At 62.8% G+C, this 21767-nt stretch carries 20 protein-coding genes (1 of these 20 cut by a window edge); 3 read left to right on the forward strand and 17 right to left on the reverse strand.

Annotated features, from left to right (window positions below):
- Position 1: 1 nt before the first annotated feature.
- The 7 genes from MKK04_RS00480 to MKK04_RS00510 form a co-directional block, all read right to left on the reverse strand.
- Entirely contained in the window at positions 2 to 793 is a 792-nt protein-coding gene (locus tag MKK04_RS00480; protein WP_207831536.1) for an ABC transporter ATP-binding protein, read from the reverse strand.
- Positions 790 to 1929 (reverse strand): ABC transporter permease, encoded by a 1140-nt coding sequence (locus MKK04_RS00485; protein WP_207831538.1) that lies wholly within the window; start codon positions 1927 to 1929, stop codon positions 790 to 792. Before MKK04_RS00485 ends, MKK04_RS00480 begins: the two co-directional genes overlap by 4 nt.
- Before the next feature lie 114 nt (positions 1930 to 2043).
- Positions 2044 to 3066, reverse strand: a complete 1023-nt coding sequence (locus tag MKK04_RS00490; protein WP_207831540.1) for a DUF5924 family protein — start codon at positions 3064 to 3066, stop codon at positions 2044 to 2046.
- Positions 3067 to 3216: 150 nt separating this feature from the next.
- The gene (locus MKK04_RS00495; protein WP_207831542.1) at positions 3217 to 4620 is read right to left on the reverse strand and encodes a M16 family metallopeptidase; all 1404 of its coding nucleotides are present in this window, start codon (positions 4618 to 4620) and stop codon (positions 3217 to 3219) included.
- A gap of 30 nt (positions 4621 to 4650) precedes the next feature.
- Positions 4651 to 6309, reverse strand: a complete 1659-nt coding sequence (locus tag MKK04_RS00500) for a Na/Pi cotransporter family protein (RefSeq protein WP_207831545.1) — start codon at positions 6307 to 6309, stop codon at positions 4651 to 4653.
- Positions 6310 to 6570: 261 nt separating this feature from the next.
- A complete protein-coding gene (locus MKK04_RS00505) occupies positions 6571 to 7341 on the reverse strand; it encodes a TerC family protein (RefSeq protein ID WP_207831548.1) in 771 nt (256 codons plus the stop codon).
- Between the two features lie 72 nt (positions 7342 to 7413).
- Entirely contained in the window at positions 7414 to 8721 is a 1308-nt protein-coding gene (locus MKK04_RS00510; RefSeq protein WP_207831550.1) for a CitMHS family transporter, read from the reverse strand.
- 267 nt (positions 8722 to 8988) lie between these two features.
- On the opposite strand from MKK04_RS00510, the gene MKK04_RS00515 reads away from it, so the two are divergent.
- The gene (locus MKK04_RS00515) at positions 8989 to 9390 is read left to right on the forward strand and encodes a GFA family protein (RefSeq protein ID WP_207831552.1); all 402 of its coding nucleotides are present in this window, start codon (positions 8989 to 8991) and stop codon (positions 9388 to 9390) included.
- A gap of 126 nt (positions 9391 to 9516) precedes the next feature.
- Here MKK04_RS00515 and MKK04_RS00520 read toward each other — a convergent pair whose 3' ends face one another.
- From MKK04_RS00520 to MKK04_RS00565, 10 genes are all read right to left on the reverse strand, one after another.
- Positions 9517 to 11472 carry a DUF7844 domain-containing protein gene (locus tag MKK04_RS00520; RefSeq protein WP_241106143.1) on the reverse strand — a complete coding sequence of 652 codons (1956 nt, stop codon included), beginning with the start codon at positions 11470 to 11472 and terminating at the stop codon, positions 9517 to 9519.
- Entirely contained in the window at positions 11469 to 11789 is a 321-nt protein-coding gene (locus tag MKK04_RS00525) for a DUF2388 domain-containing protein (RefSeq protein ID WP_015268501.1), read from the reverse strand. Before MKK04_RS00525 ends, MKK04_RS00520 begins: the two co-directional genes overlap by 4 nt.
- A 36-nt stretch (positions 11790 to 11825) precedes the next feature.
- Positions 11826 to 12119: a DUF2388 domain-containing protein gene (locus tag MKK04_RS00530; protein WP_233688238.1), complete on the reverse strand. Its 294-nt coding sequence runs from the start codon at positions 12117 to 12119 to the stop codon at positions 11826 to 11828.
- A gap of 88 nt (positions 12120 to 12207) precedes the next feature.
- Entirely contained in the window at positions 12208 to 12525 is a 318-nt protein-coding gene (locus MKK04_RS00535; RefSeq protein ID WP_025337247.1) for a DUF2388 domain-containing protein, read from the reverse strand.
- 305 nt (positions 12526 to 12830) lie between these two features.
- On the reverse strand, positions 12831 to 13046 hold the full coding sequence (locus tag MKK04_RS00540) for a DUF1127 domain-containing protein (RefSeq protein ID WP_003256968.1): 216 nt from the start codon (positions 13044 to 13046) through the stop codon (positions 12831 to 12833).
- A gap of 373 nt (positions 13047 to 13419) precedes the next feature.
- Positions 13420 to 14913 carry an acetyl-CoA hydrolase/transferase family protein gene (locus MKK04_RS00545; RefSeq protein ID WP_024087961.1) on the reverse strand — a complete coding sequence of 498 codons (1494 nt, stop codon included), beginning with the start codon at positions 14911 to 14913 and terminating at the stop codon, positions 13420 to 13422.
- Between the two features lie 186 nt (positions 14914 to 15099).
- Complete coding sequence (locus MKK04_RS00550) at positions 15100 to 16536, reverse strand: NAD(P)(+) transhydrogenase (Re/Si-specific) subunit beta (protein ID WP_063912395.1); 1437 nt, start codon at positions 16534 to 16536, stop codon at positions 15100 to 15102.
- A gap of 2 nt (positions 16537 to 16538) precedes the next feature.
- Positions 16539 to 16853 (reverse strand): NAD(P) transhydrogenase subunit alpha, encoded by a 315-nt coding sequence (locus tag MKK04_RS00555; protein WP_003256966.1) that lies wholly within the window; start codon positions 16851 to 16853, stop codon positions 16539 to 16541.
- Between the two features lie 11 nt (positions 16854 to 16864).
- On the reverse strand, positions 16865 to 17986 hold the full coding sequence (locus MKK04_RS00560; protein ID WP_015268506.1) for a Re/Si-specific NAD(P)(+) transhydrogenase subunit alpha: 1122 nt from the start codon (positions 17984 to 17986) through the stop codon (positions 16865 to 16867).
- A 436-nt stretch (positions 17987 to 18422) separates the two neighbouring features.
- Positions 18423 to 19322, reverse strand: a complete 900-nt coding sequence (locus tag MKK04_RS00565) for a LysR family transcriptional regulator (RefSeq protein WP_207831558.1) — start codon at positions 19320 to 19322, stop codon at positions 18423 to 18425.
- A gap of 162 nt (positions 19323 to 19484) precedes the next feature.
- On the opposite strand from MKK04_RS00565, the gene MKK04_RS00570 reads away from it, so the two are divergent.
- Entirely contained in the window at positions 19485 to 20666 is a 1182-nt protein-coding gene (locus tag MKK04_RS00570; RefSeq protein WP_016712875.1) for an acyl-CoA dehydrogenase, read from the forward strand.
- A 14-nt stretch (positions 20667 to 20680) separates the two neighbouring features.
- A protein-coding gene (locus MKK04_RS00575; RefSeq protein ID WP_241106144.1) for a CaiB/BaiF CoA transferase family protein crosses the window boundary here: on the forward strand, positions 20681 to 21767 show its 5' portion. 134 nt of this gene lie beyond the right edge of the window; 1087 of the gene's 1221 nt are visible here — the first part of the coding sequence; its start codon is at positions 20681 to 20683; its stop codon lies beyond the right edge, outside the window.

Consider the following 21767-nt stretch of genomic DNA (forward strand, 5'->3'; position numbering starts at 1 on the left):
CTCAGCGCTCCTGCCCGGCACGGGTAGCGGCCTGCTCGGCTGCGCGCCCGCGTGGGCCATGAAAGTATTCTTGAATCCAGGTGTCGTTGGTCTGCTCGACCTCGGCAAGCGGGCCGGCCACCAGGACCTTCTTCTGTGACAGCACGGCGATGCGGTCAGTGATGGTGTACAGGGTGTCGAGGTCGTGGGTGATGAGGAACACCGACAAGCCCAGGGCATCACGCAGGGTCAGGATCAACTGGTCGAAGGCGGCGGCGCCGATCGGGTCCAGGCCGGCGGTGGGTTCGTCGAGGAACAGAATGTCAGGGTCCAGTGCCAGGGCCCGAGCCAGCGCGGCACGCTTGATCATACCCCCCGACAGCGAGGCCGGGTATTTGTCGGCGGCCGAGATCGGCAGCCCCGCCAGGGCCAGCTTCACTCCGGCCAGGTGCTCGGCATCGGCACGGGACAGCCCGGCGTGCTCGATCAGCGGCAATGCCACGTTTTCGGTGACAGTCAGAGAAGAGAACAGTGCGCCCTTCTGGAACAGCACGCCGAAGCGCCGCTCGACCAGTGAGCGCTGCTCTTCGCGCAGGCCGGCCAAGTCCTGGCCGAACACCTTGATCTGCCCTTCGTCGGGCCGCCGCAGGCCGATGATACTGCGCAACAGCACCGATTTGCCGCTGCCCGACCCGCCGACCACGGCGAGGATCTCGCCGCGGTACAGGTCAAGGTCGAGATTTTCGTGGACGCTCTGGCGGCCGAAGCGATTGCAGATGCCGCGGGCCTCGATCACGCGTTCCTGACCACTCACCAGCCCATCTCCATGAAGAACAGGGCGGCCACCGCGTCCAGCACGATGACCACGAATATCGACTGCACCACCGCCGAGGTGGTGTGCGCCCCTACCGATTCGGCGCTGCCGCTGACCTTGAAGCCCTCCAGGCAGCCGATGGAAGCGATCAGAAAGGCGAAGAACGGTGCCTTGGCCAGGCCGACCAGGAAGTGCTGCACGCCGATGTCGCTTTGTAGCAGCGACAGGAACATGGCTGGCGAGATGTCCAGTGTCAGCGCGCACACCACCGCGCCGCCGACGATGCCGCAGATCATCGCGATGAAGGTCAGCAACGGTAGCGAAATCAACAGCGCCAGTACTCGCGGCACCACCAGCAGCTCCATGGGGTTCAGGCCCAAGGTGCGGATGGCGTCGATTTCCTCGTTGGCCTTCATCGAGCCGATCTGCGCGGTGAAAGCGCTGGCGGTGCGGCCGGCCATGAGGATGGCGGTCAGCAGCACGGCGAACTCGCGCAGAAACGAAAATGCCACCAGATCGACGGTAAAGATGGTCGCGCCGAAATCGGCCAGCACCGTGGCGCCGAGGAAAGCCACCACCGCGCCCACCAGGAAGGTCAGCAGGGCGACGATGGGCGCGGCGTCCAGGCCGGTCTGTTCGATGTGCGCCACCACCGGGGTGAAGCGCCAGCGCTGCGGTTGCAGGGCGCGGCGCAGCAGGGTTTCGAGGATCAGGCCAACGAAGCCGAGCACCTGCAGGGTGTCTTGCCACAAGGCGCCGACGGCGCAGCCGATGCGCTCCAGCAGTAACAGCAGCACGTTACGCTCGGGTTCCTTGACCGGTATGCAGTAGTCCTGCACCGAGCAGTAGACGTTCTTGAGCAGTGCGCGGCTGGCGTCGGGCAGCTCGTGGGTGCAGCGTGACAGGCGTTCGGAACCGAGCAGTTCGGCCAGCAGTGAGGCACCGGCGGTATCCAGGCGGCCCAGTTGGCTGAGGTCGGCGACGGCATCGGCAGCGGCAGCGTACTGCGCGCGCAGGCGCTCGCTCTCACGCTTGAGGCTGGCGTAGTGCGCCAGGGTCCAGTCACCGGTAATGCGCAGGCAGGCCGGTTGGCTACTGGTGTCCAGGGTGGCGCTGGGGGTGGTCATCGGCTCCATGCTACTGACTCGGCGCTAAGGCTTAGGGGCTGATCATAGCGCAGCGGACATGGGCTGTTTGGTGATTATGTGCTGTCTGTTGAGGACAGAGGGCCGCAAAGCGGCCCCTTTCAATCATTGCGCCTGCGCGTCATCTATCACCTTGAAGCGCAGCACGCCGATGACCTGCCCATCCTCGGTCAGTACCCTCACCTGCCACTTGCCCACCGGGTTCGGCGGGAAGTTCTGCTTGTGGGTCCAGGCCCGGTAGCCTTCCTTGCGCCCGCCGTGGATGTCCAGAGCAATGCGGTCGACTTCCTGGCCGTCCTTTTGCCACACGTGGTAGATCCGTTCGTTCAGGCCGCGTGGCGCGTTGATTGCGGTGTAGGCGTACAGGCCGCTGCTACGGATGCGGCTGGCGGCTATTTCGTGCAGCGAATCGCCCGGCTGGCGGTTCAGCACTTCGGTGCTGACCGCCACCTCGGTCATCCACAGGGTCGCCGGTGGTACCCAGGAGCGCAGCAGCCAGCCCCCGCCGCCGACCGCCAGGGTGACCAGCACCAGGGCCACGGCGCGGCGCCAGTTGTTGATCGGGAAGCTGCTGGCCAGGCTGGGGAACGACAGGGCCATGGCCGCGATCAGGGCCAGCTTGAAGCTTTGCGCGGTGGTCAGGTGCAGGATGATCGGCAGCGCAGTCAGCAGGGCGGCGAACAGGGTCAGGGTGTGCAGCGCCAGGAACAGCCAGCGCCGCGGTGCCAGCCATTTGTAGTACAGCGGGTCGATGATCGAAATCAGCCCGGCCGCACCGAGCAGGCCGGTGAATACCAGCTGGCCGCTGTTCCAGGTGGTGGTGATGAAGAAGAACGGCAGCACGAAGAACAGCGATTCCTGGTGGATCATCTGCGTCGCGTAGCGTAGCAGCGGCTGCGGGATTTCGCGGTTGAAAGTGCGCGCGAACAGGCCGGTGAGGGTGTTTTCCAGCATCAGCCAGAGCCAGCTGACCAACATGAGCACGGCTACCCAGCTGGCCAGGCCAGCCTGGCGGTCGACCAGGATGAAGCTACCGATGCCGGAGAGGAAACCGCAGAGCGCGATGATGCCGGGGTAGCGTTTGAGCAGTTCGATGATGCGCTGGACGATGTGGGGGATTTGGGGCATTGGGGGCTACAACAGAATGGGTGAGGTGGCTGTGCTGGCCTCTTCGCGCGGGCGCGCTCGCTCCCACAGGGTCCGGGTTGCCACTGAACTTTGTGGGAGCGGGCGTGCCCGCGAAGAGGCCGGTACTGGCAAAAGGATACCGTCGTTTCACTACTCGCGTGTAGCACCGCTCGGCTTTTCCGGACCATGCCGACGCCAGCGCAACAGCCCCGCAGCCAGGATCAGCCCCAACAGCAAGGCAACCAGCCCGTAGAGTTCATCGTAGCCAAGCAAGGGCTTCTCGATACGTACATAACCATCTTCCTTGAGCAGCTGCTTCAGCGCCGCGTTGGCCTGCGCCAGGCTGACCTGGCGCAGCTTGCGCACCGGGTTGGCAAAACGCCCGTCGCTATAGTCGTTCAGCGCACCCCAGTAGTAGTCGGCCAAGGCGCTGTTGCCCTGGGTGCTCCAGCTTTCCTTGGCGACGCTGGCGTACTTGATACGCTCGAAGGTGTCCGGGTCGAGGCCTTCCTTGCGCAGGTGGTCGAACAACTTCTGCATCACCTCGACCGCCTGGTCGATGTCCTCGCGCTCCAGGTCGGCGTTGAGGCTGAGCAGGCCTGTGTCGCCAAAGCTTTCGCGTTTTGCCGAGGGGCCGTAGGACAGCCCGTTGCGCAGGCGCAGCTGGTCGTACAGCGCCCAGTCCAGGTAGTGCGACAGCAGGTCGAGGGTGGCCTGGTGATCGTTGTCCAGCACCGGCTCGACGAACAGCCAGTGCAGCTTGACGCTGTCACCCAGCCAGCCGCGGGTCAGGTTGCGGCGCTGTTCAGCTTGCTGGCCGATGCTTTCCAGGGTGCGGCGTTCCTCCGGCTCGGTGGCGGGCAGTTCGCCAAAGGTGCGCTCCAGGTAGGCCGGCAGCAGGCGGTCGAGACCACCGACCACGATCAGGGTCATGTTGTTGGCCGCATACCAGCGGTCACGCAAGGTGGTCACCTGCTCCAGGGTCATGTCGTCGAGGTTGGAGCGCTCCGGGCATTTCAGGCCCAGTTCGGTGGCCAGCTGGTCACTGGCGGGGTGGCCGATGTCCTGGCGGTCGAGCCAGCGCTGCAGGTGGCCATAGTGGCCGCCATCCTCGCGCTCGATGATGCGCTTGGCGGTGGCCAGGGTCTTGGCATCGATGCGGGTGTCACGAATCACCGCCAACAGCAGGTCAAGGATTTTGCGCTGGTTGCGCGCCGGGGCTTCGATGACGAAGGTGGTGTCGGCGCTGCTGGTGTAGGCGTTCCATTCACCGCCCAGCGATTGCAGGCGCTCTTCCAGGCCGCCCTCGCCGGTTTCGTCGATGCCGCTGAACAGCAGGTGTTCGAGCAGGTGCGGCAGCTCTTTCTGCTCGCAATTGAAGTCATCCAGGCCGACGCCGACCACCAGGCGGATCGCCACATGGTCACGTTCATAGCCGTTTTTCAGGATGACCTGCAGGCCATTGGGCAACAGGTAACCTTCAACCCGCGAACGGTCGAGGGCGAATGAGGGCAGGCTGCAGATCAGCAGGCAAACGAACATCAGGCAACGCATGGGCGAGCTCGGGTCCTCAGGTAGGCGAAATCACGGCAGACGGGCTTCGTCCGGCACGCTGTCGAGCATCAGCCCGCCCGTGTCCGAGCCGCCCAGTACCACATAGGCACTGCTACAGAACAAAGAGTTCAACCGCTTCATGTCGGCGATCAGCTCCAAGTGTAGCGAACTGGTCTCGATACTTTGCACTACCTTGCGCTGCAGGCGGCTGACATGGGCGTGGGCAAGGCGCCGTTCCTGGGCGCGAAAACGGCGTTTTTCCCGCAGCAGCAAGCGGGCGCTTTCCGGGTCGGCACTGAGGAACACCGACAAGCCCAGGCGCAGGTTGGCCAGCAACTGTTCCTGCAGGCCGGTCAGCTCCTCCAGCCCCACCTGGGAGAATTCCCGGCGTTGGCTGGTTTTCTGCTGCTGGACCTTGCGTAGCATGCGCTCGATAAGGTCGCAGGCCAGCTTGAGGTTGATTGCCAGCTCGATGATTTCTGCCCAGCGGCGGTTGTCCTGTTCGCTGAGGTCTTCACGCGACATCTGCGCCAGGTACAGCTTGATCGCGCTGTACAAGGCTTCGGCGTCCTCGCCCAAAGCGCGGACCTGCTGCGGCAAGGCAGTCTGGGTACCACGCAGGGCTCCGAGCATGGCTTCAAGCAGGCTGTCGACGATATCGCCCAGGCGCAGGGTTTCGCGGGATGCGTTGGCCAAGGCCAGGCTGGGTGTTTCCAGCGCCGAGGTGTCGAGGTGGCGCGGGCGTATCTGGCCGTTGCCGTTTTCCCGTTCGGGCAGCAGGGCGTTGCACAGCCGGCCCATGGGTTTGACCGTGGGCAGCATGATCAGGCAACGCAGCGTGTTGTAGAGCAGGTGGAAGCCGATGACCAGCTCCTGCGGGCTGAAGCTCAGTGAGTCCATCCAGCCCACCAATGGGTGCAGTACGGGGATGATCAGCAGCAGGCCGATCAGCTTGTACAGCAGGCTGCCCAGGGCCACCCGGCGCCCGGCGGCGTTTTGCATGCTGGTGCTGATGAAGGCCAGCAGCCCGCTGCCGATGTTGGCGCCGACCACCAGGCCGATGGCCACCGGCAGGCTGATCACCTCGGCACCGGCCAGCGTCGCGGTGAGCAGCACAGCGGCCAGGCTGGAATAGGAAATCATGGCGAACAATGCGCCGACCAGTGCGTCGAGCATGATGTCGCCGGTCAGCGAGGCGAACAGCACTTTCACGCCCTGGGCGTGGGTAATCGGCGTAGCTGCCTGCACGATCAGCTCCAATGCCAGGATGATCAGGCCAAGCCCGATGCCTACCCTGCCCAGCTGGCCAGCCCGCGTCTGCTTGCGCGAGAGGAAGAAGATCACACCCAGGAAGATCAGCAGTGGCGACAGCCAGGAAAGGTCCAGGGTCAGCACCCGGGCCATCAGCGCGGTACCCACGTCGGCGCCGAGCATGATCGCCAGGGCCGGGGTCATGGCCATCAGGCCCTGGCCGACGAACGAGGTGACCAGCATGGCAGTGGCGTTGCTGCTTTGCACCATGGCCGTGACCAGAATGCCGGCGACGAACGCCAGCGGGCGCTTGTTCATGTTCTGGCCGATGATGCGCCGCAGGCTCGAGCCGAATACCCGCAGGATGCCGGTACGTACGATGTGGGTGCCCCAGACCAGAAGCGTAACGGCCGAGAGCAGGTTGAGCAGGGTCAGCATGGCGACGGCCCCCTGTTGCATTGGCCCAGCGGGCCAAGAGAAGAAGCGTGAGCGTTTGAAGAATTTTCAGTGCTCACTCAAAGCTTTAGTTGTTTTGCGTAGCTGTCGCCAGCTTCGCATGGCTGTCTGTGATTTGAAACACATGGGAAATGAATGATTGCCTGTGCCCGCGAAGAGGCCAGTACAGCAAACGGCAGAATTCAGTAATCCGGGCATGAAAAAGGGCCCCGAAGGGCCCTTTGTGTCCTGCACTTCCTGATCTTATTGACCCGGAATGTCCTTGCGCAGTTTCACTGGCTCATGCTCTTTGCCGTTCTTGCGGGCCAGGGCGGTGCGCATGCGGATGTTGATGGCTTCCACCGCCAGCGAGAACGCCATGGCGAAGTAGACGTAGCCCTTGGGCACATGCACGTCGAAAGCTTCGGCGATCAGCACGGTACCGACCACGATCAGGAACGACAGTGCGAGCATCTTCAGCGACGGGTGCTTGTCGATGAACTCGCTGATGGTGCCGGCGCACAGCATCATCACCAACACGGCGACGATGATCGCGGCGATCATTACCGGTACATGGGACACCATGCCGACCGCCGTGATCACCGAGTCCAGCGAGAACACGATGTCGATGATGGCGATCTGGATGATGGTATAGAAAAACTTGCCACCCGCGCCTTTCGGCTCTTCCGGATTCTCGTCCTCGCCTTCCAGGCCGTGGTAGATCTCTTGCGAGCTTTTCCACAGCAGGAACAGGCCACCAAAGAACAGGATCAGGTCACGCCCGGAAATGCCCTGGCCAAACACCACGAACAGGTCGGCGGTAAGGCGCATGACCCAGGTGATCGACAGCAACAGCATGATACGGGTGACCATGGCCAGGGCCAGGCCAAAGATCCGGGTGCGTGGCTGCATGTGCTTGGGCATGCGGCTGACCAGAATCGAGATCATGATGATGTTGTCGATACCGAGGACGATCTCAAGCGCAGTAAGGGTAAAAAAGGCAACCCAGATTTCCGGGCTGGTCAGCCATTCCATGTGTTTTCCTTCGAACGGTAAAGGCGACGCGTCCGGATCAGGGGCGCGTCGCGTTGGGGTAATACGCGTTTATTAAAGACTACTGAACAGCGGGAAAATGCCCATCAGCAGCGCGGCGAGCATTATGCACAGGCACACCAGCACTGCCCACTTCAAGGTGAAGCGCTGATGATCGCCAAACTCGATGCCGGCCAGGGCCACCAGCAGGTAGGTGGAGGGTACCAAGGGGCTGAGCAGGTGTACCGGCTGCCCGACGATCGACGCACGGGCCATTTCCACCGGGCTGATGCCGTAATGGCTGGCGGCTTCGGCCAGCACCGGCAGCACGCCATAATAGAACGCGTCGTTGGACATGAAGAACGTGAACGGCATGCTCACGATCGCTGTGATCACTGCCAGGTAAGGGCCCAGCGCCTCGGGGATGACCGCCAGCAGGCTCTTGGACATGGCGTCGACCATGCCGGTGCCCGACAGGATCCCGGTGAAGATGCCGGCGGCGAAGATCAGCCCGGTGACCGCCAGCACGCTGCCAGCATGGGCGGCGATGCGGTCTTTCTGCTGCTGCAGGCACGGGTAGTTGACGATCATGGCGATGCTGAAGGCGATCATGAACAGCACCGGCAGCGGCAGCACACCGGCAATCAGCGCGACCATCAGGGCAGCGGTCAGGGCGCCGTTGAAGTACAGCAGTTTAGGCCGGCGCGCGTCCGGGTACTGCGAAACGGTGATTTCGCTGTGATCGATGTCGTCGGTGGGCAGGTGCAACTCGCCCAGGCGGGCACGTTCGCGCCTGCCGTACAGGTAGGCGATGGCAAGGATTGCCAGCACGCCGAACAGCATGGCCGGGATCATCGGCACGAAGATGTCTGACGGGTCCACGTGCAGGGCGCTGGCGGCACGGGCGGTCGGGCCGCCCCAGGGGGTCATGTTCATCACCCCGCCAGCGAGGATGATCAGGCCGGCCATGATCCGTGGGCTCATGCCCAGGCGGCTGTACATCGGCAACATGGCGGCGCAGCAGATCATGTAGGTGGTGGCGCCGTCACCGTCGAGCGAGACCACCAGGGCCAGTACTGCGGTGCCGACGGAGACTTTCAGCGGATCGCCCTTGACCAGCTTGAGAATCTTGCGCACGGCCGGGTCGAACAGGCCGGAGTCGATCATCAGGGCGAAGTAGAGAATGGCGAACATGAGCATCACGCCGGTAGGCGCGAGCTTGCTGATGCCCTCGAGCATCATCGGGCCGATCTTGGCGGAAAAACCGCCGAACAGGGCAAACAGGATCGGTACCAGGATCAGCGCGATCAAGGCCGACAGGCGCTTGGTCATGATCAGGTACATGAAGGTGATGACCATGGCAAAGCCGAGGAAGGTCAGCATGGCAGTACTCCAGGCGTGGCGCGGCGAAAGGAAAGTCGATTCGGGCGAATCAGCGCGTATGGCGCTGTGCGGGGAGCATGCGGAGGGTGGCTACGGAAAGTCGGGCACAGGAAAACATCAGAATCACCATTGTTGTTGTTGATTGGGCCGGGCGCGGTGGTTACCGGGTGCCCTGGCTGACCGGTCTTGTGCCGGTAGTGGGGGCTATCCTATGAGGGCAAGCTTTCAGCCAGCTTTCGCCGAAGCAAAGGCGACGAGAGGTAGGTGATGCAGGAGGTGACCGAGGGTGGCTGCCATTGTGGCGCCTTGCGTTATCGGTTGGAGGGCGACCTGACGGACATTGCCCACTGCCATTGTTCGATCTGCCGGCGGGTCAGCGGCGGGCTGGTGGTGACCTGGCTCACCCTGCCCCGCTCGGGGTTCCGGTGGTTGGCGGGCGAGCCGAACTGCTATGTCGCGCCGGCCAGTTGCAGCCGGTACTTCTGTGGGCATTGCGGGGCGCATGTGGCGCTGGTGACCACGCATAGCCCGGACACGGTGGATGTGACGGTGGCGACCCTGGACCACCCGGAGCGGGTCAGGGCCAACCGGCATATCTGGGTGGGTAGCCGGTTGCCTTGGTTGCATCTGGATGAGGATTTGCCTTCGGAGGCGCAGGAGAACCTGTAGGCCTTGTGCTGTCTGTGCCGGCCCTTTCGCGGGTAAACCCGCTCCCACAGGTGCGGCGCAGATCTCAGGTGCTGTACAGATCCTGTGGGAGCGGGCATGCCCGCGAAGAGGCCGGCACAATGGTCGTTACAATTGCAGGCCACCGGCGGCCTTGTGCAGTGCCCGCAGATGTTCGCCCACCTGCTTCACATTGGCTTCCACCGCCGCAATTTCCCTGGCCCGCGACGGCTCCAGCAGCGCCCTCACCTCTTTGTCCAGGCTCGTGCTCAAGCGCAGCAACTGCGCCTGCCGCTCGCTGCTGACCTGTTCCAGGTGCTTGCGCTCCTGCGGCTGTGGCAGCCCGTAGCCTTTGCTATCGAGCAACTCTGCCGGGCGGCTGAGGAAGCCACTGTTGGCCAGCATCTGCCGGAGGGTCGCATCGGCCTTGCTGACGCTGCCATCGTTCCGCGCGGCGGCATTCAGGTAGCGCTGCTTGACCTCTTCCTGGGCCAGCAGCAGTTGCCGGCGCAAGCTGGCCTGTTCAAGCAGCAGCAAGGCGGCGCTGGTGCGCAGGTCGGCCTGGGCGAACCAGCCCCGACGTTGCTCGGCGTCCAGAGCCAGCCAGTCTTCGACCTTGGCCTGCTTGATTGGCAACTGTTTCTTCAACACCTCGAACATGGCCTGGTAACGGTCGCGGTAGGAGTCGAAGCGATAACCCAGGCGCAGCGCCTCGCGGGGGTCGTCGAGTACGCTGGTGTCGGCCAGCCCCCTGCCCTTGAGCACGGCCAGCAAGCCATTGGGCATGATGCTGTCGAGGTCGTTCAGGCGTGGGTTGGCGGTGCCGCTGCGCAGCAGCTTCAACGACTCCACTGCGCAGTTGTTGGACAGGAACCAGTAGTTGCCGTCGTAGCTCCAGTGCATTTCGGCGGCCTGGCGCACCAGGTTTTCGATCTCGTCGCGGCTGAGCCGCAAGGGTACCGAGGCCAGGCTGCGCAGCTCGGTCTTGGTGTATTCGTCGATCACCTGGCCCAGCGGCAGCACGAACAGTCGCGAGGGGTAGGCGCCGACCAGCCCGTCCCAGCTGGAAAGCTGCACATCGTTGACAAAGGCGCGGTACGACAGCACCAGGCTCTGGTCGAGGTCCAGGCGGCAGTCCGGCCCGCGTGGGCGGCCTGGCTTGCAGATCACCAGGCGCAGCATGCTGTGGCCCCAGCGGCTGACCAGGTTCTGGTTGGCTTCGGCCAGCAGGTAATCCACCTCATAGACCCGCTCGGGGTCGATTTCGCCCAGCGGCTGGCGGGCGAAGTCGCTGCCGGCATTGATGAACGGCAGGCCCTTGGCGCAGCTGTCCTGTTGCGGTGCCCAGCCGAAGTGCTCACGCAGGTACTGGTTCAGCGCCGGGCGGCGGCAACCGTAGCTCGGGTCGAGGAGGAAATACTCCATGTTGACCGCGATGTACTCCTTGGGGCTGCTCAGTTCATAGCTGTCGGGGCTGCGCACGAACTGACCGTTGTGCTGCTCGCGCTCGCCGCGTCGGCCCACGTACTGCTGCCACCCGGCCAGGTCGAGCAGGCGCGGGTCGTCGCTGAGGGTGAAGCGGCGTTCTGCCTGGCCACGGCATGCCTCGGGCAGGCCGACCTTGCCCAACGTTCCTTGCTGGCGCTTGCAGCGGGTGATCAGCGCGCTGTCGGCGTTGGGCCACAGCCGGGCGCGGTCGTAGATATGAGTGAGCTCGTGTAGCACGGTGGCCAGCAGTTCTTCACGCACCGTGCCATGCGGGCGGTTGGTGCGCTCGGTGGCGGCACTGCCATCGGTGAGGCTGGGCAGCAGGCGGCGATTGAGTTCGAGGGTGGACACCAACGATGCCTGGCCATAGGCGTCGGCCGGCATGTTGTCGCTCCAGCTGACCTGCACGCGGCGGTTCAGCTGTTGCTTGAAGCGAGGGGGCAGCTTGCCCAGGGCCTCGTCGAGCAGGGCCTGGGTGGCTTGGGCCTGCTGCGAATCAAGGCCGGACGCCTGCAGCGCGAGCTGCAGGTCGGCCAGGGCGGGCGTGCCGAGCAGCGTCAGGGCGCAGCCGAGCAGCCAGGCGCGCACGCGGTTCACAGCGCGAGGATGGCTTCGGCCAGTACCTGGTCGCTGGCGTCGCGCGCTTGCGGCACGCGCTCGCGCAGGGTGTTGAAGGCGGCCTCGAGCTGGGCGCCGCGAATTTCACCGTTGCTGGCGACAAAGCTGGCGGCGTCGTCATGGGCTTCGCGCACCACTTTGGAGTCGCGGATCGAAGTGGTGGTGTCAGAGGTGAAATCGATCGAACGGCCAAAGGCCCGCACGATGATATTGCTGGTGGCCACCAGGGTCTGTGCCTGGGCCAGGTCGGCCAGCAGCAGCATGCCGAGGGTAGCGGCAATCAGCGGTTTACGCATGGAGCATCTCCGAAAAATACAGGGAGTCAGATGTAGTTATTGGACGAGAATTGCCTGCGCCAGTTCCAGATCGCCGACGCGTTGCCGTGCGCAATTGTGGCGTAATGATTCCAGCGCTGCTTCAAGCCGCGCACCGCGGATCTGGCCGTCGCTGGCGACGAAGGCAGCGGCATCGTCGTGGGCCTGGCGGACCAGTTTGCGGTCGAACGGTGCGGTGGTGACCTGGCTGGTGACATAGCCGGTGATGACCAGCCCTTGCGTGGTGGTATCCATGGCATGGGCGCTGGCCACGCCAACAACGGAGAACAGCAACGGCAACAGATAACGCATGGGCTCTACGACAGCTGGAAACGTGGGCGGCAAAGGTGAGTACGGCTGTGCTGGTAGTGACCAGCACAGCTGAACGGTTCAGCCGGGGTCAGAGCGCCAGGATGGCCTGGGCCAGTTGTGCATCGCTGGCCTGCAGGGCAGGCATCTGCGAGCGGATGTGCAGGAAAGCGCTTTCCAGCTTGGCGCCGCGGATGTCGCCCTGGCTGCCAACGAAGCTGGCGGCGTCGTCACGGGCGGCCTGGACGATCTTGTCGTCACGGAACGAGGAGGAAATATCGGAAGTGGCATCGGTGGACGCGGCCACTGCGCCAACGACGGCGTCAGTGGTGACAACGAAGCTGGTGGCGTTTGCGGTGCCGGCCAGGCTCAGCATCAGAGCGGCGCCAATCAGGTATTTGCGGGACATGATCGTGGACTCCTGGACTAGGGTCGGGTGGTTCTGTTTATCGGACGCTCACACAGCTCGTCGCGGTACTTTCAACAGTGCGTTCTACCAGACTGTTACACCAAGCGTATCACGCGCCGGTGTTTCTGGATGTTAATGAACAGCGCGCTCATGAACTGTACCTGTGTATTTTTGTTTTTCACAAACTGTATTGGTAAGTTTGCGGAAAGGCTCTGTCATGCGGCCTGCAAACAAAAAACCCGTCGCAGTCACCTGCAACGGGTTTCGGGAATTCGCGGTGCCGGCCGAAGCCGGCAAGCCGGAGCTTAGCGCCAGAAAGGCTTGCTCAGCTCTTCGTAACGCTGCGACTCGCTGATACCGGCGTCGGCCAGCAGGCGGGCGTCCAGGCGAGCCAGTTGACGGCGGCTGGCCATGCGGCGCTGCCACAGCAGCAGGGTGGACAGAGCGCGCAGCGGCAGCGAAGCGTTGGATTGTTGGGCGTTGCTTTCAAAAACCAGACCGGAACTGAGGGTACGTTCCATGATGTTTCATCCTTCCGCTTATGGCGGGATTAGGTAGTGATTTAACTGATGCCAATGATCCTCCTCTGTCGTCCATAACAGTAGATACAGTTCGGTTGAAAGACGATGGTCCAGTTAACTGTGTAACCCTACTGTTGCACCCGAAACTGGCGTAACTGTACTGGTCCGCACTTATTTGGTGCGTTTTGGTTCGAGGAAGGGAATTTCTCAGCCAGTAAGGTGTGAAAACACCAGTACAGTAGTACAGATTATGTTGCAAATTGCGGCGGGGGGTGTTGATGAAAGGGTTTGACTGTTATGGCCCATTCGCGGGCAAGCCCGCGAAGAGCCCGGAACAGCGGAAGCAGGGCCGCCGTTCCGTACCACATCTGGATCAGCTAGCCAGCATGCGCCCGGTTTCTTCCAGGTTCTCGTGCCAGCTCAAGGCTTCGCGCAGGATGTGCGGGGTGTGGCCGCCACGCTGGCAGGCACGATCGAAGTAGTCGTTCAGTGCCGCGCGGTAGTCTGGGTGCACACAGTTGTCGATGATCGCCCGGGCCCGCTCGCGTGGCGCCAGGCCTCGCAGGTCGGCAAGGCCTTGCTCGGTGACCAGGATGTCCACATCGTGCTCGGTGTGGTCGACATGGCTGACCATCGGCACCACGCTGGAAATCGCGCCACCCTTGGCAATCGACTTGGTGACGAACACGGCCAGGTGGGCGTTACGGGCGAAGTCACCCGAGCCACCGATGCCGTTCATCATCTTGGTGCCGCAGACGTGGGTGGAGTTGACGTTGCCGTAGATATCGAACTCCAGCGCAGTGTTGATACCGATGATGCCCAGGCGACGGACGACTTCCGGGTGGTTGGAGATTTCTTGCGGGCGCAGCACCAGCTTGTCTTTGTAACGCTCCAGATTGCCGAACACGTCGGCGTTGCGGCGGGTCGACAAGGTGATCGAGCTGCCCGAAGCGAAGCTCAGTTTGCCGGCGTCGATCAGGTCGAAGGTGGAGTCCTGCAGTACTTCGGAGTACATGGTCAGGTCTTCGAACGGCGACTCGATCAGGCCGCACATCACTGCGTTGGCGATACTGCCGATACCGGCCTGCAGCGGGCCAAGCTTGTTGGTCATGCGGCCAGCTTCGACTTCTTTCTTGAAGAAGTTGATCAGGTGGTCGGCGATGCCCTGGGTTTCGTCATCCGGCGGCAGTACGGTGGACGGCGAGTCCGGCTGGTCGCTGATGACGATGCCGACGATCTTGGCCGGGTCGATCGGGATGGCGGTGCTGCCGATACGGTCGTCGACCTTGACCAGCGGGATTGGCGTGCGGGTCGGGCGGTAGGTCGGGATATAGATGTCGTGCAGGCCTTCGAGGTTGGTGTTGTGCGAGAGGTTGATCTCGACGATCACCTGCTTGGCGAAGATCGCGAAGCTGGCCGAGTTGCCCACCGAGGTGGTTGGTACGATATGGCCTTGTTCGGTGATGGCCACGGCTTCGATGACCGCGATGTCCGGCAGCTTCAGCTGCTGGTTGCGCAGTTGCTCGACGGTTTCCGACAGGTGCTGGTCGATGAACATCACCTGGCCGTCGTTGATGGCCTTGCGCAGGGTGCTGTCGACCTGGAACGGCATGCGGCGAGCCAGCACGCCGGCCTCGGTCAGTTGCTTGTCCAGGTCGTTGCCCAGGCTGGCGCCGGTCATCAGGCTGATTTTCAGTGGCGACTGCTTGGCACGTTCGGCCAGTGCATGTGGTACGGCCTTGGCTTCGCCGGCGCGGGTGAAGCCGCTCATGCCGACGGTCATGCCGTCCTCGATCAGACCAGCGGCATCAGCCGCACTCATTACCTTGCTGTGCAGGGAGGACAAGCGGATACGATCACGGTACATGGATTGTTATCTCGGGCTACTGAAACTACTGCAGCGCAGTCTAGAGACTTCGCCCCTTGCCGTCCCGCGACCATGGTCGTATGAGAAGGCTTGGAATAGAGCCGTTGATCCGGATCAATAAAAGAAAAGCCCCGGCAGATTCTGACCGGGGCTTCCTTTATATCAGCTGGTTTGCAGCGACAGGTGTCACTCCACCGCCTTGACCATGTCTTCGATGACCTTCTTGGCGTCGCCGAACACCATCATGGTCTTGTCGAGGTAGAACAGTTCGTTGTCCAGGCCGGCGTAGCCGCTGGCCATGGAGCGCTTGTTGACGATGATGGTCTTGGCCTTGAACGCTTCGAGGATCGGCATGCCGGCGATTGGCGATTTGGGATCGTTCTTCGCCGCCGGGTTGACCACGTCGTTGGCGCCCAGCACCAGCACCACATCGGCCTGGCCGAACTCGGCGTTGATGTCTTCCATCTCGAACACCTGGTCGTACGGCACTTCGGCCTCGGCCAGCAGCACGTTCATGTGCCCGGGCATACGGCCCGCCACCGGGTGAATCGCGTACTTCACGGTTACGCCGTTGTGGGTCAGCTTCTCGGTCAGTTCCTTCAGTGCGTGCTGGGCGCGCGCCACCGCCAGGCCGTAGCCCGGGACGATGATCACGCTGTCGGCGTTGCTGAGCAGGAAGGTAGCATCGTCGGCCGAACCGGACTTCACCGGGCGCTGCTCTTTCGAGCCTTGTGCCGCGCCGGCATCGGTATCACCACCGAAGCCACCGAGGATGACGTTGAAGAACGAACGGTTCATCGCCTTGCACATGATGTACGAGAGGATCGCACCGGACGAGCCGACCAGGGAGCCTGCGATGATCAGCATCGAGTTGTTCAGCGAGAAGCCGATACCGGCCGCGGCCCAGCCCGAATAGCTGTTGAGCATCGACACCACCACCGGCATGTCGGCGCCCCCGATCGGAATAATGATCAGCACGCCCATGATGAAGGCCAGGACCAGCATCAGGGTGAAGGCACTGTAGTGGCCAGTGAAGGTGAACAGCAGGCCCAGGGCGATGGTGGTCAGGCCGAGGATCAGGTTCAGCTTGTGCTGGCCGGCGAACTGTACCGGTGCGCCCTGGAACAGGCGGAACTTGTACTTGCCCGACAGTTTGCCGAAGGCGATCACCGAACCGGAGAAGGTAATGGCACCGATGGCCGCGCCGAGGAACAGCTCCAGGCGGTTGCCGGTGGGGATCGGGTCGCTCATGGCGGCAACGATGCCCATCGATTGCGGTTCCAGCACCGCGGCGATGGCGATGAACACCGCAGCCAGGCCGATCATGCTGTGCATGAAGGCGACCAGTTCCGGCATCTTGGTCATCTCTACGCGCTTGGCCATGATCGAACCGGCGGTACCGCCGACCAGCAGGCCAACGATGACGTAGCCGATACCGGCAGTCGCAAGCTCAGCCCCGAGCTTATAAATGAGGCCGACCGTGGTGACGATGGCGATGCCCATGCCGATCATGCCGAACAGGTTGCCGCGCCGCGAGGTAGTCGGGTGCGACAGGCCCTTGAGCGCCTGGATGAAGCACACCGAGGCGACGAGGTAGAGGAGCGTTACCAGATTCATGCTCATGCTTACTTCTGCGCCTCGTTCTTGGTTTTCTTCTTGAACATCTCAAGCATGCGACGGGTGACCAGGAAGCCACCGAACACGTTGACCGCGGCCAGGGCCACTGCCAGGGTGCCCATCAGCTTGCCGGCCGGGGTCACGGTCAGGGCTGCGGCCAGCATGGCGCCGACGATGACGATCGCCGAAATGGCGTTGGTCACGGCCATCAGCGGCGTGTGCAGCGCCGGGGTGACGTTCCACACCACGTGGTAGCCCACATAGATGGCCAGCACGAAGATGATCAGGTTGTAGATGCCGTGGGAAATCAGCATGTCTTCCATTGTCGTGCTCCTTAGCCGTTCTTGCGGACGACCTGGCCATCACGGCACATCAGGCAGGCCGCGACGATGTCGTCTTCGAGGTTGATGACCAGCGCGCCGTCCTTGTCGAACAGCAGCTTCATGAAGTCCAGCAGGTTGCGGGCATACAGCGCCGAGGCATCGGCGCCCACCTGGGCCGGCAGGTTGGTCGGGCCGACGATGATCACGCCGTTCTCCTGTACCACCTGGTCGGCGACGGTCAGCGGGCAGTTGCCACCCTGGGCCGCTGCGAGGTCGATGACCACCGAGCCGGGCTTCATCTGCGCGACGGTTTCGGCGCTGAGCAGGGTCGGTGCCTTGCGCCCCGGGATCAGCGCAGTGGTGATGACGATATCCGCCTGCTTGGCGCGCTCGTGCACGGCCTGGGCCTGGCGTTGCATCCAGCTGGCCGGCATTGGCCGAGCGTAACCGCCAACACCTTCGGCGCACTCGCGCTCCTCATCGGTTTCGTAGGGCACGTCGATGAACTTGGCACCCAGCGACTCGATCTGCTCCTTCACGGCCGGGCGTACGTCGGACGCCTCGATCACCGCACCCAGGCGCTTGGCCGTGGCAATGGCCTGCAGGCCGGCAACGCCCGCGCCCAGGATCAGCACGCGCGCGGCCTTTACGGTCCCGGCGGCGGTCATCAGCATGGGCATGAAGCGTGGGTAGTGATGGGCAGCCAGCAACACCGCCTTGTAACCGGCGATGTTGGCTTGCGATGACAGCACGTCCAGGCTCTGCGCCCGCGAGGTGCGTGGCGCGGCTTCCAGGGCGAACGCGGTAATGCCGCGCTCGGCCATCTTGCCAATCAGCTCGCTGTTGAAGGGGTTGAGCATGCCCACCAGGAGGCTGCCACTGTTGATCAGGGCCAGTTCCTGGTCGTTGGGGGCGACCACTTTGAGCACCAATTGGGCGCCGTAGGCATCGGCTGCACTCCCCAGGGAAGCGCCCACGGCCTCATAGGCACTGTCCGGAATGCTGGCGTTGAGCCCTGCCCCCCGTTGGACGGTGACCTGATGGCCCTGGCCAATCAGTTTCTTGATGGTTTCCGGGGTCGCAGCGACCCTTGTCTCACCGGTCTGCGTCTCGAGAGGAACACCAATGTGCACGACTATTTCTCCTGCGGTGACCTTTTGTCTTTGTAAAAGCCAGCGCACTTCGGATGGTGCGCTGGGGCGGCTGTGGAGCGCCGACCCGCCGAATTCCGGGCGGGCGAAGCATTTTGCAGACGAAGCCGGGGGCCTTCAACCGATTCTGGAGCGAAACGAAGTCAAAACTACAAGTCACCCTGTGACCGTATGTCGCAACGGTCAGGCTGCAGCGCGTCAAACATAGGCTATTGGCAGAGTAGGAGAAAAAATCAAAAATTTTGCGGTCAATTCGCTTACGGCTTGGTGAATGTCGCAAAATAACCCGCAAAGCCGCGCCGTAAGCAGGATTAAAGAGGATTTTTGCACCCGCATAACAGTTTATGTAGATGCGACAAATACATATATCTGTAGGTGTTTAAAATAATTGACTACGGGGTCAATTTGTCGCGCTTCCCTAAGTCTTCGCCGTGTACGCCTGAGCCTGGCTCAGTAGCCAGTCGCGGAAGGCGCGCAGCGAAGCCGACTCCACCTTGCGCTCCGGAATCATCAGATAGTAGGCCTTGTCACTACTGAGGGCATGCCTGTTAGCGACCACCAGCCTACCCTCCTCCAACTCGCGCTGGATCAGGAACGGCGGAATCAGCGCGATGCCCATCTCATGCATGGCCGCCTGGGCGAGCATCGAGAATAGTTCATAGCGCGGGCCTGTCATGTCGCGCTCCACATTCATGCCGACGCTGCCGAACCACTGCCGCCAGGCATAGGGGCGCGTGCTCTGCTGCAGCAGTGGCAATTGTGCAATGCGCTGCGCGTCGAGCGCACCCTGCCCGCCCAGCAGCGCCGGGCTGCACACCGGTACCGGGTTTTCCCCCATCAGCCGGTGCGACTGGGTGCCGGACCAGTCGGCATCGCCGAAGTAGATGGCAGCATCGAAGGTGGTGTCGGCAAACAGGAAGGGCCGGGTGCGGTTGGTGAGATTGACCGTGACCTCCGGGTGGCGCTGCTGGAAGTCCTTGAGCCGCGGTAGCAGCCACTGGGTGCCGAAGGTGGGTACCACGGCCAATTCGATCACGTTGGCGCCCTGCTGGCGCATTACCGACAACGTGTCGCGCTCTACTGCGTCCAGTTGGGCGGCCACCTGACGGCTGTAGGAAAGGCCGGCTTCGGTCAGCTTCACGCCGCGGCGCGAGCGGCGGAACAGTTCCACATTGAGGAAGGCTTCCAGGCTACCTATCTGCCGACAGACGGCACCTTGGGTCAGTGCGAGTTCCTGGGCGGCCTTGGTAAAGCTCTCGTTGCGCGCCGCCGCCTCGAAGCAAACCAGAGCGGCGGTACTGGGGATCTTGCGGCGCATGTACGTCAACCTCACTCGTAAGGCTGTCAATATGGCGTTTTGCCGATTTACGAAGTGACAAATTATCACTAATTGGTGCGCAATCCTCGTTTGTCCCGGCGGCCGATCAGGCCTAGGCTCAAAGGCACAAGAACACTGCCCCCTATTTCGAGGATTTCGCTCATGGCCGGTAAAGCAAGCTTCAACTGGATCGACCCGCTGCTGCTCGATCAGCAGCTCACTGAAGAAGAGCGCATGGTGCGTGACAGCGCTTATCAGTTCGCCCAGGACAAGCTGGCCCCGCGTGTGCTCGAGGCCTTCCGTCATGAGCAGACCGACCCGGCGATCTTCCGTGAAATGGGTGAGGTCGGGTTGCTGGGCGCTACCATTCCCGAGCAATACGGTGGCAGTGGCCTGAATTACGTGTGCTATGGCCTGATTGCTCGCGAGGTAGAGCGCATCGACTCGGGTTACCGCTCGATGATGAGCGTGCAGTCGTCGCTGGTGATGGTGCCAATCAACGAGTTCGGTACCGAGGCACAAAAGCAGAAGTACCTGCCCAAGCTGGCCAGCGGCGAGTGGATCGGTTGCTTTGGCCTGACCGAGCCCAACCACGGCTCCGACCCGGGTTCGATGATCACCCGTGCCCGGAAGGTCGATGGCGGCTACCGCCTGACCGGTAGCAAGATGTGGATCACCAACAGCCCGATCGCCGATGTATTCGTGGTCTGGGCCAAGGATGATGCGGGTGATATCCGCGGCTTTGTCCTGGAAAAGGGTTGGGAAGGCCTCAGTGCTCCGGCGATCCACGGCAAGGTCGGCCTGCGCGCCTCGATCACTGGCGAAATCGTCATGGACAACGTGTTCGTGCCAGAAGAAAACATCTTCCCGGATGTGCGCGGCCTCAAAGGCCCGTTTACCTGCCTGAACTCTGCCCGCTATGGCATCTCCTGGGGTGCACTGGGTGCCGCCGAAGCCTGCTGGCACACCGCGCGTCAGTACACCCTGGACCGTCAGCAGTTCGGCCGTCCGTTGGCTGCAAACCAGTTGATCCAGAAGAAGCTGGCCGACATGCAGACCGAAATCACCCTGGCGCTGCAGGGCTGCCTGCGTCTGGGGCGGATGAAGGACGAAGGCACGGCTGCAGTGGAGATCACTTCGATCATGAAGCGCAACTCCTGCGGCAAGGCGCTGGATATTGCCCGCATGGCGCGTGACATGCTGGGTGGCAATGGCATTTCCGATGAGTTCGGTGTGGCCCGTCACCTGGTCAACCTGGAGGTGGTCAACACCTATGAAGGTACCCACGATGTGCATGCACTGATCCTGGGGCGTGCGCAGACCGGTATCCAGGCCTTCTATTGATAAGGAGCCAGCCCATGGGCGCGCTATCACATCTGCGGGTGCTGGACCTTTCTCGCGTGCTGGCCGGCCCCTGGTCTGGCCAGATTCTCGCTGACCTTGGTGCCGATGTGATCAAGGTCGAGCGCCCTGGCAGTGGTGACGATACCCGCTCGTGGGGGCCGCCCTTCCTCAAGGATGCCGAGGGTGAGAACACCGGTGAGGCGGCCTATTATCTGTCGGCCAACCGCAACAAGCGCTCGGTGACCATCGACTTCACCCAGGCCGAGGGGCAGCGCCTGGTGCGTGAACTGGCGGTGAAGTCCGATATCGTCATCGAGAACTTCAAGGTGGGTGGGTTGGCTGCCTATGGCCTGGACTACCAGAGCCTGAAGGCGATCAACCCGCGGCTTATCTATTGTTCCATCACTGGGTTTGGCCAGACCGGGCCTTATGCCAAGCGCGCGGGTTATGACTTCATGATCCAGGGGCTGGGCGGGCTGATGAGCCTGACTGGCCGTCCGGAGGGTGAAGAAGGTGCGGGGCCGGTCAAGGTGGGGGTGGCGCTGACCGATATCCTGACCGGGCTGTATTCCACGGTGGCGATCCTCGCTGCCCTCGCCCATCGGGAGCAGACCGGGGTGGGCCAGCATGTCGACATGGCGTTGCTCGATGTGCAGGTGGCCTGCCTGGCGAACCAGGCCATGAACTACCTGACCACGGGCAACCCGCCTCGTCGCCTGGGGAATGCGCATCCCAATATCGTGCCTTATCAGGATTTTCCGACGGCGGATGGCGACTTCATCCTTACCGTGGGTAACGACAGCCAGTTCCGCAAGTTCGCCGAGGTGGCCGGGCAGCCGCAATGGGCGGACGATCCACGCTTCGTTACCAACAAGCTGCGGGTGGCCAACCGGGCCGAGCTGATTCCGCTGATCCGCCAGGCCACGGTGTTCAAGACCACGGCGCAGTGGGTGAGCCAGCTGGAGGCTGCAGGGGTGCCGTGCGGGCCAATCAACGACCTGGCGCAGATGTTCCAGGACCCGCAGGTGCTGGCGCGCGGGTTGGCGGTGAGCATTCCGCATCCGTTGGCGGGAAGTGTGCCGCAGGTGGCGAGCCCGATAC

Origin of the sequence: Pseudomonas sp. LS.1a, from assembly GCF_022533585.1 — a bacterium.
Lineage (GTDB): Bacteria > Pseudomonadota > Gammaproteobacteria > Pseudomonadales > Pseudomonadaceae > Aquipseudomonas.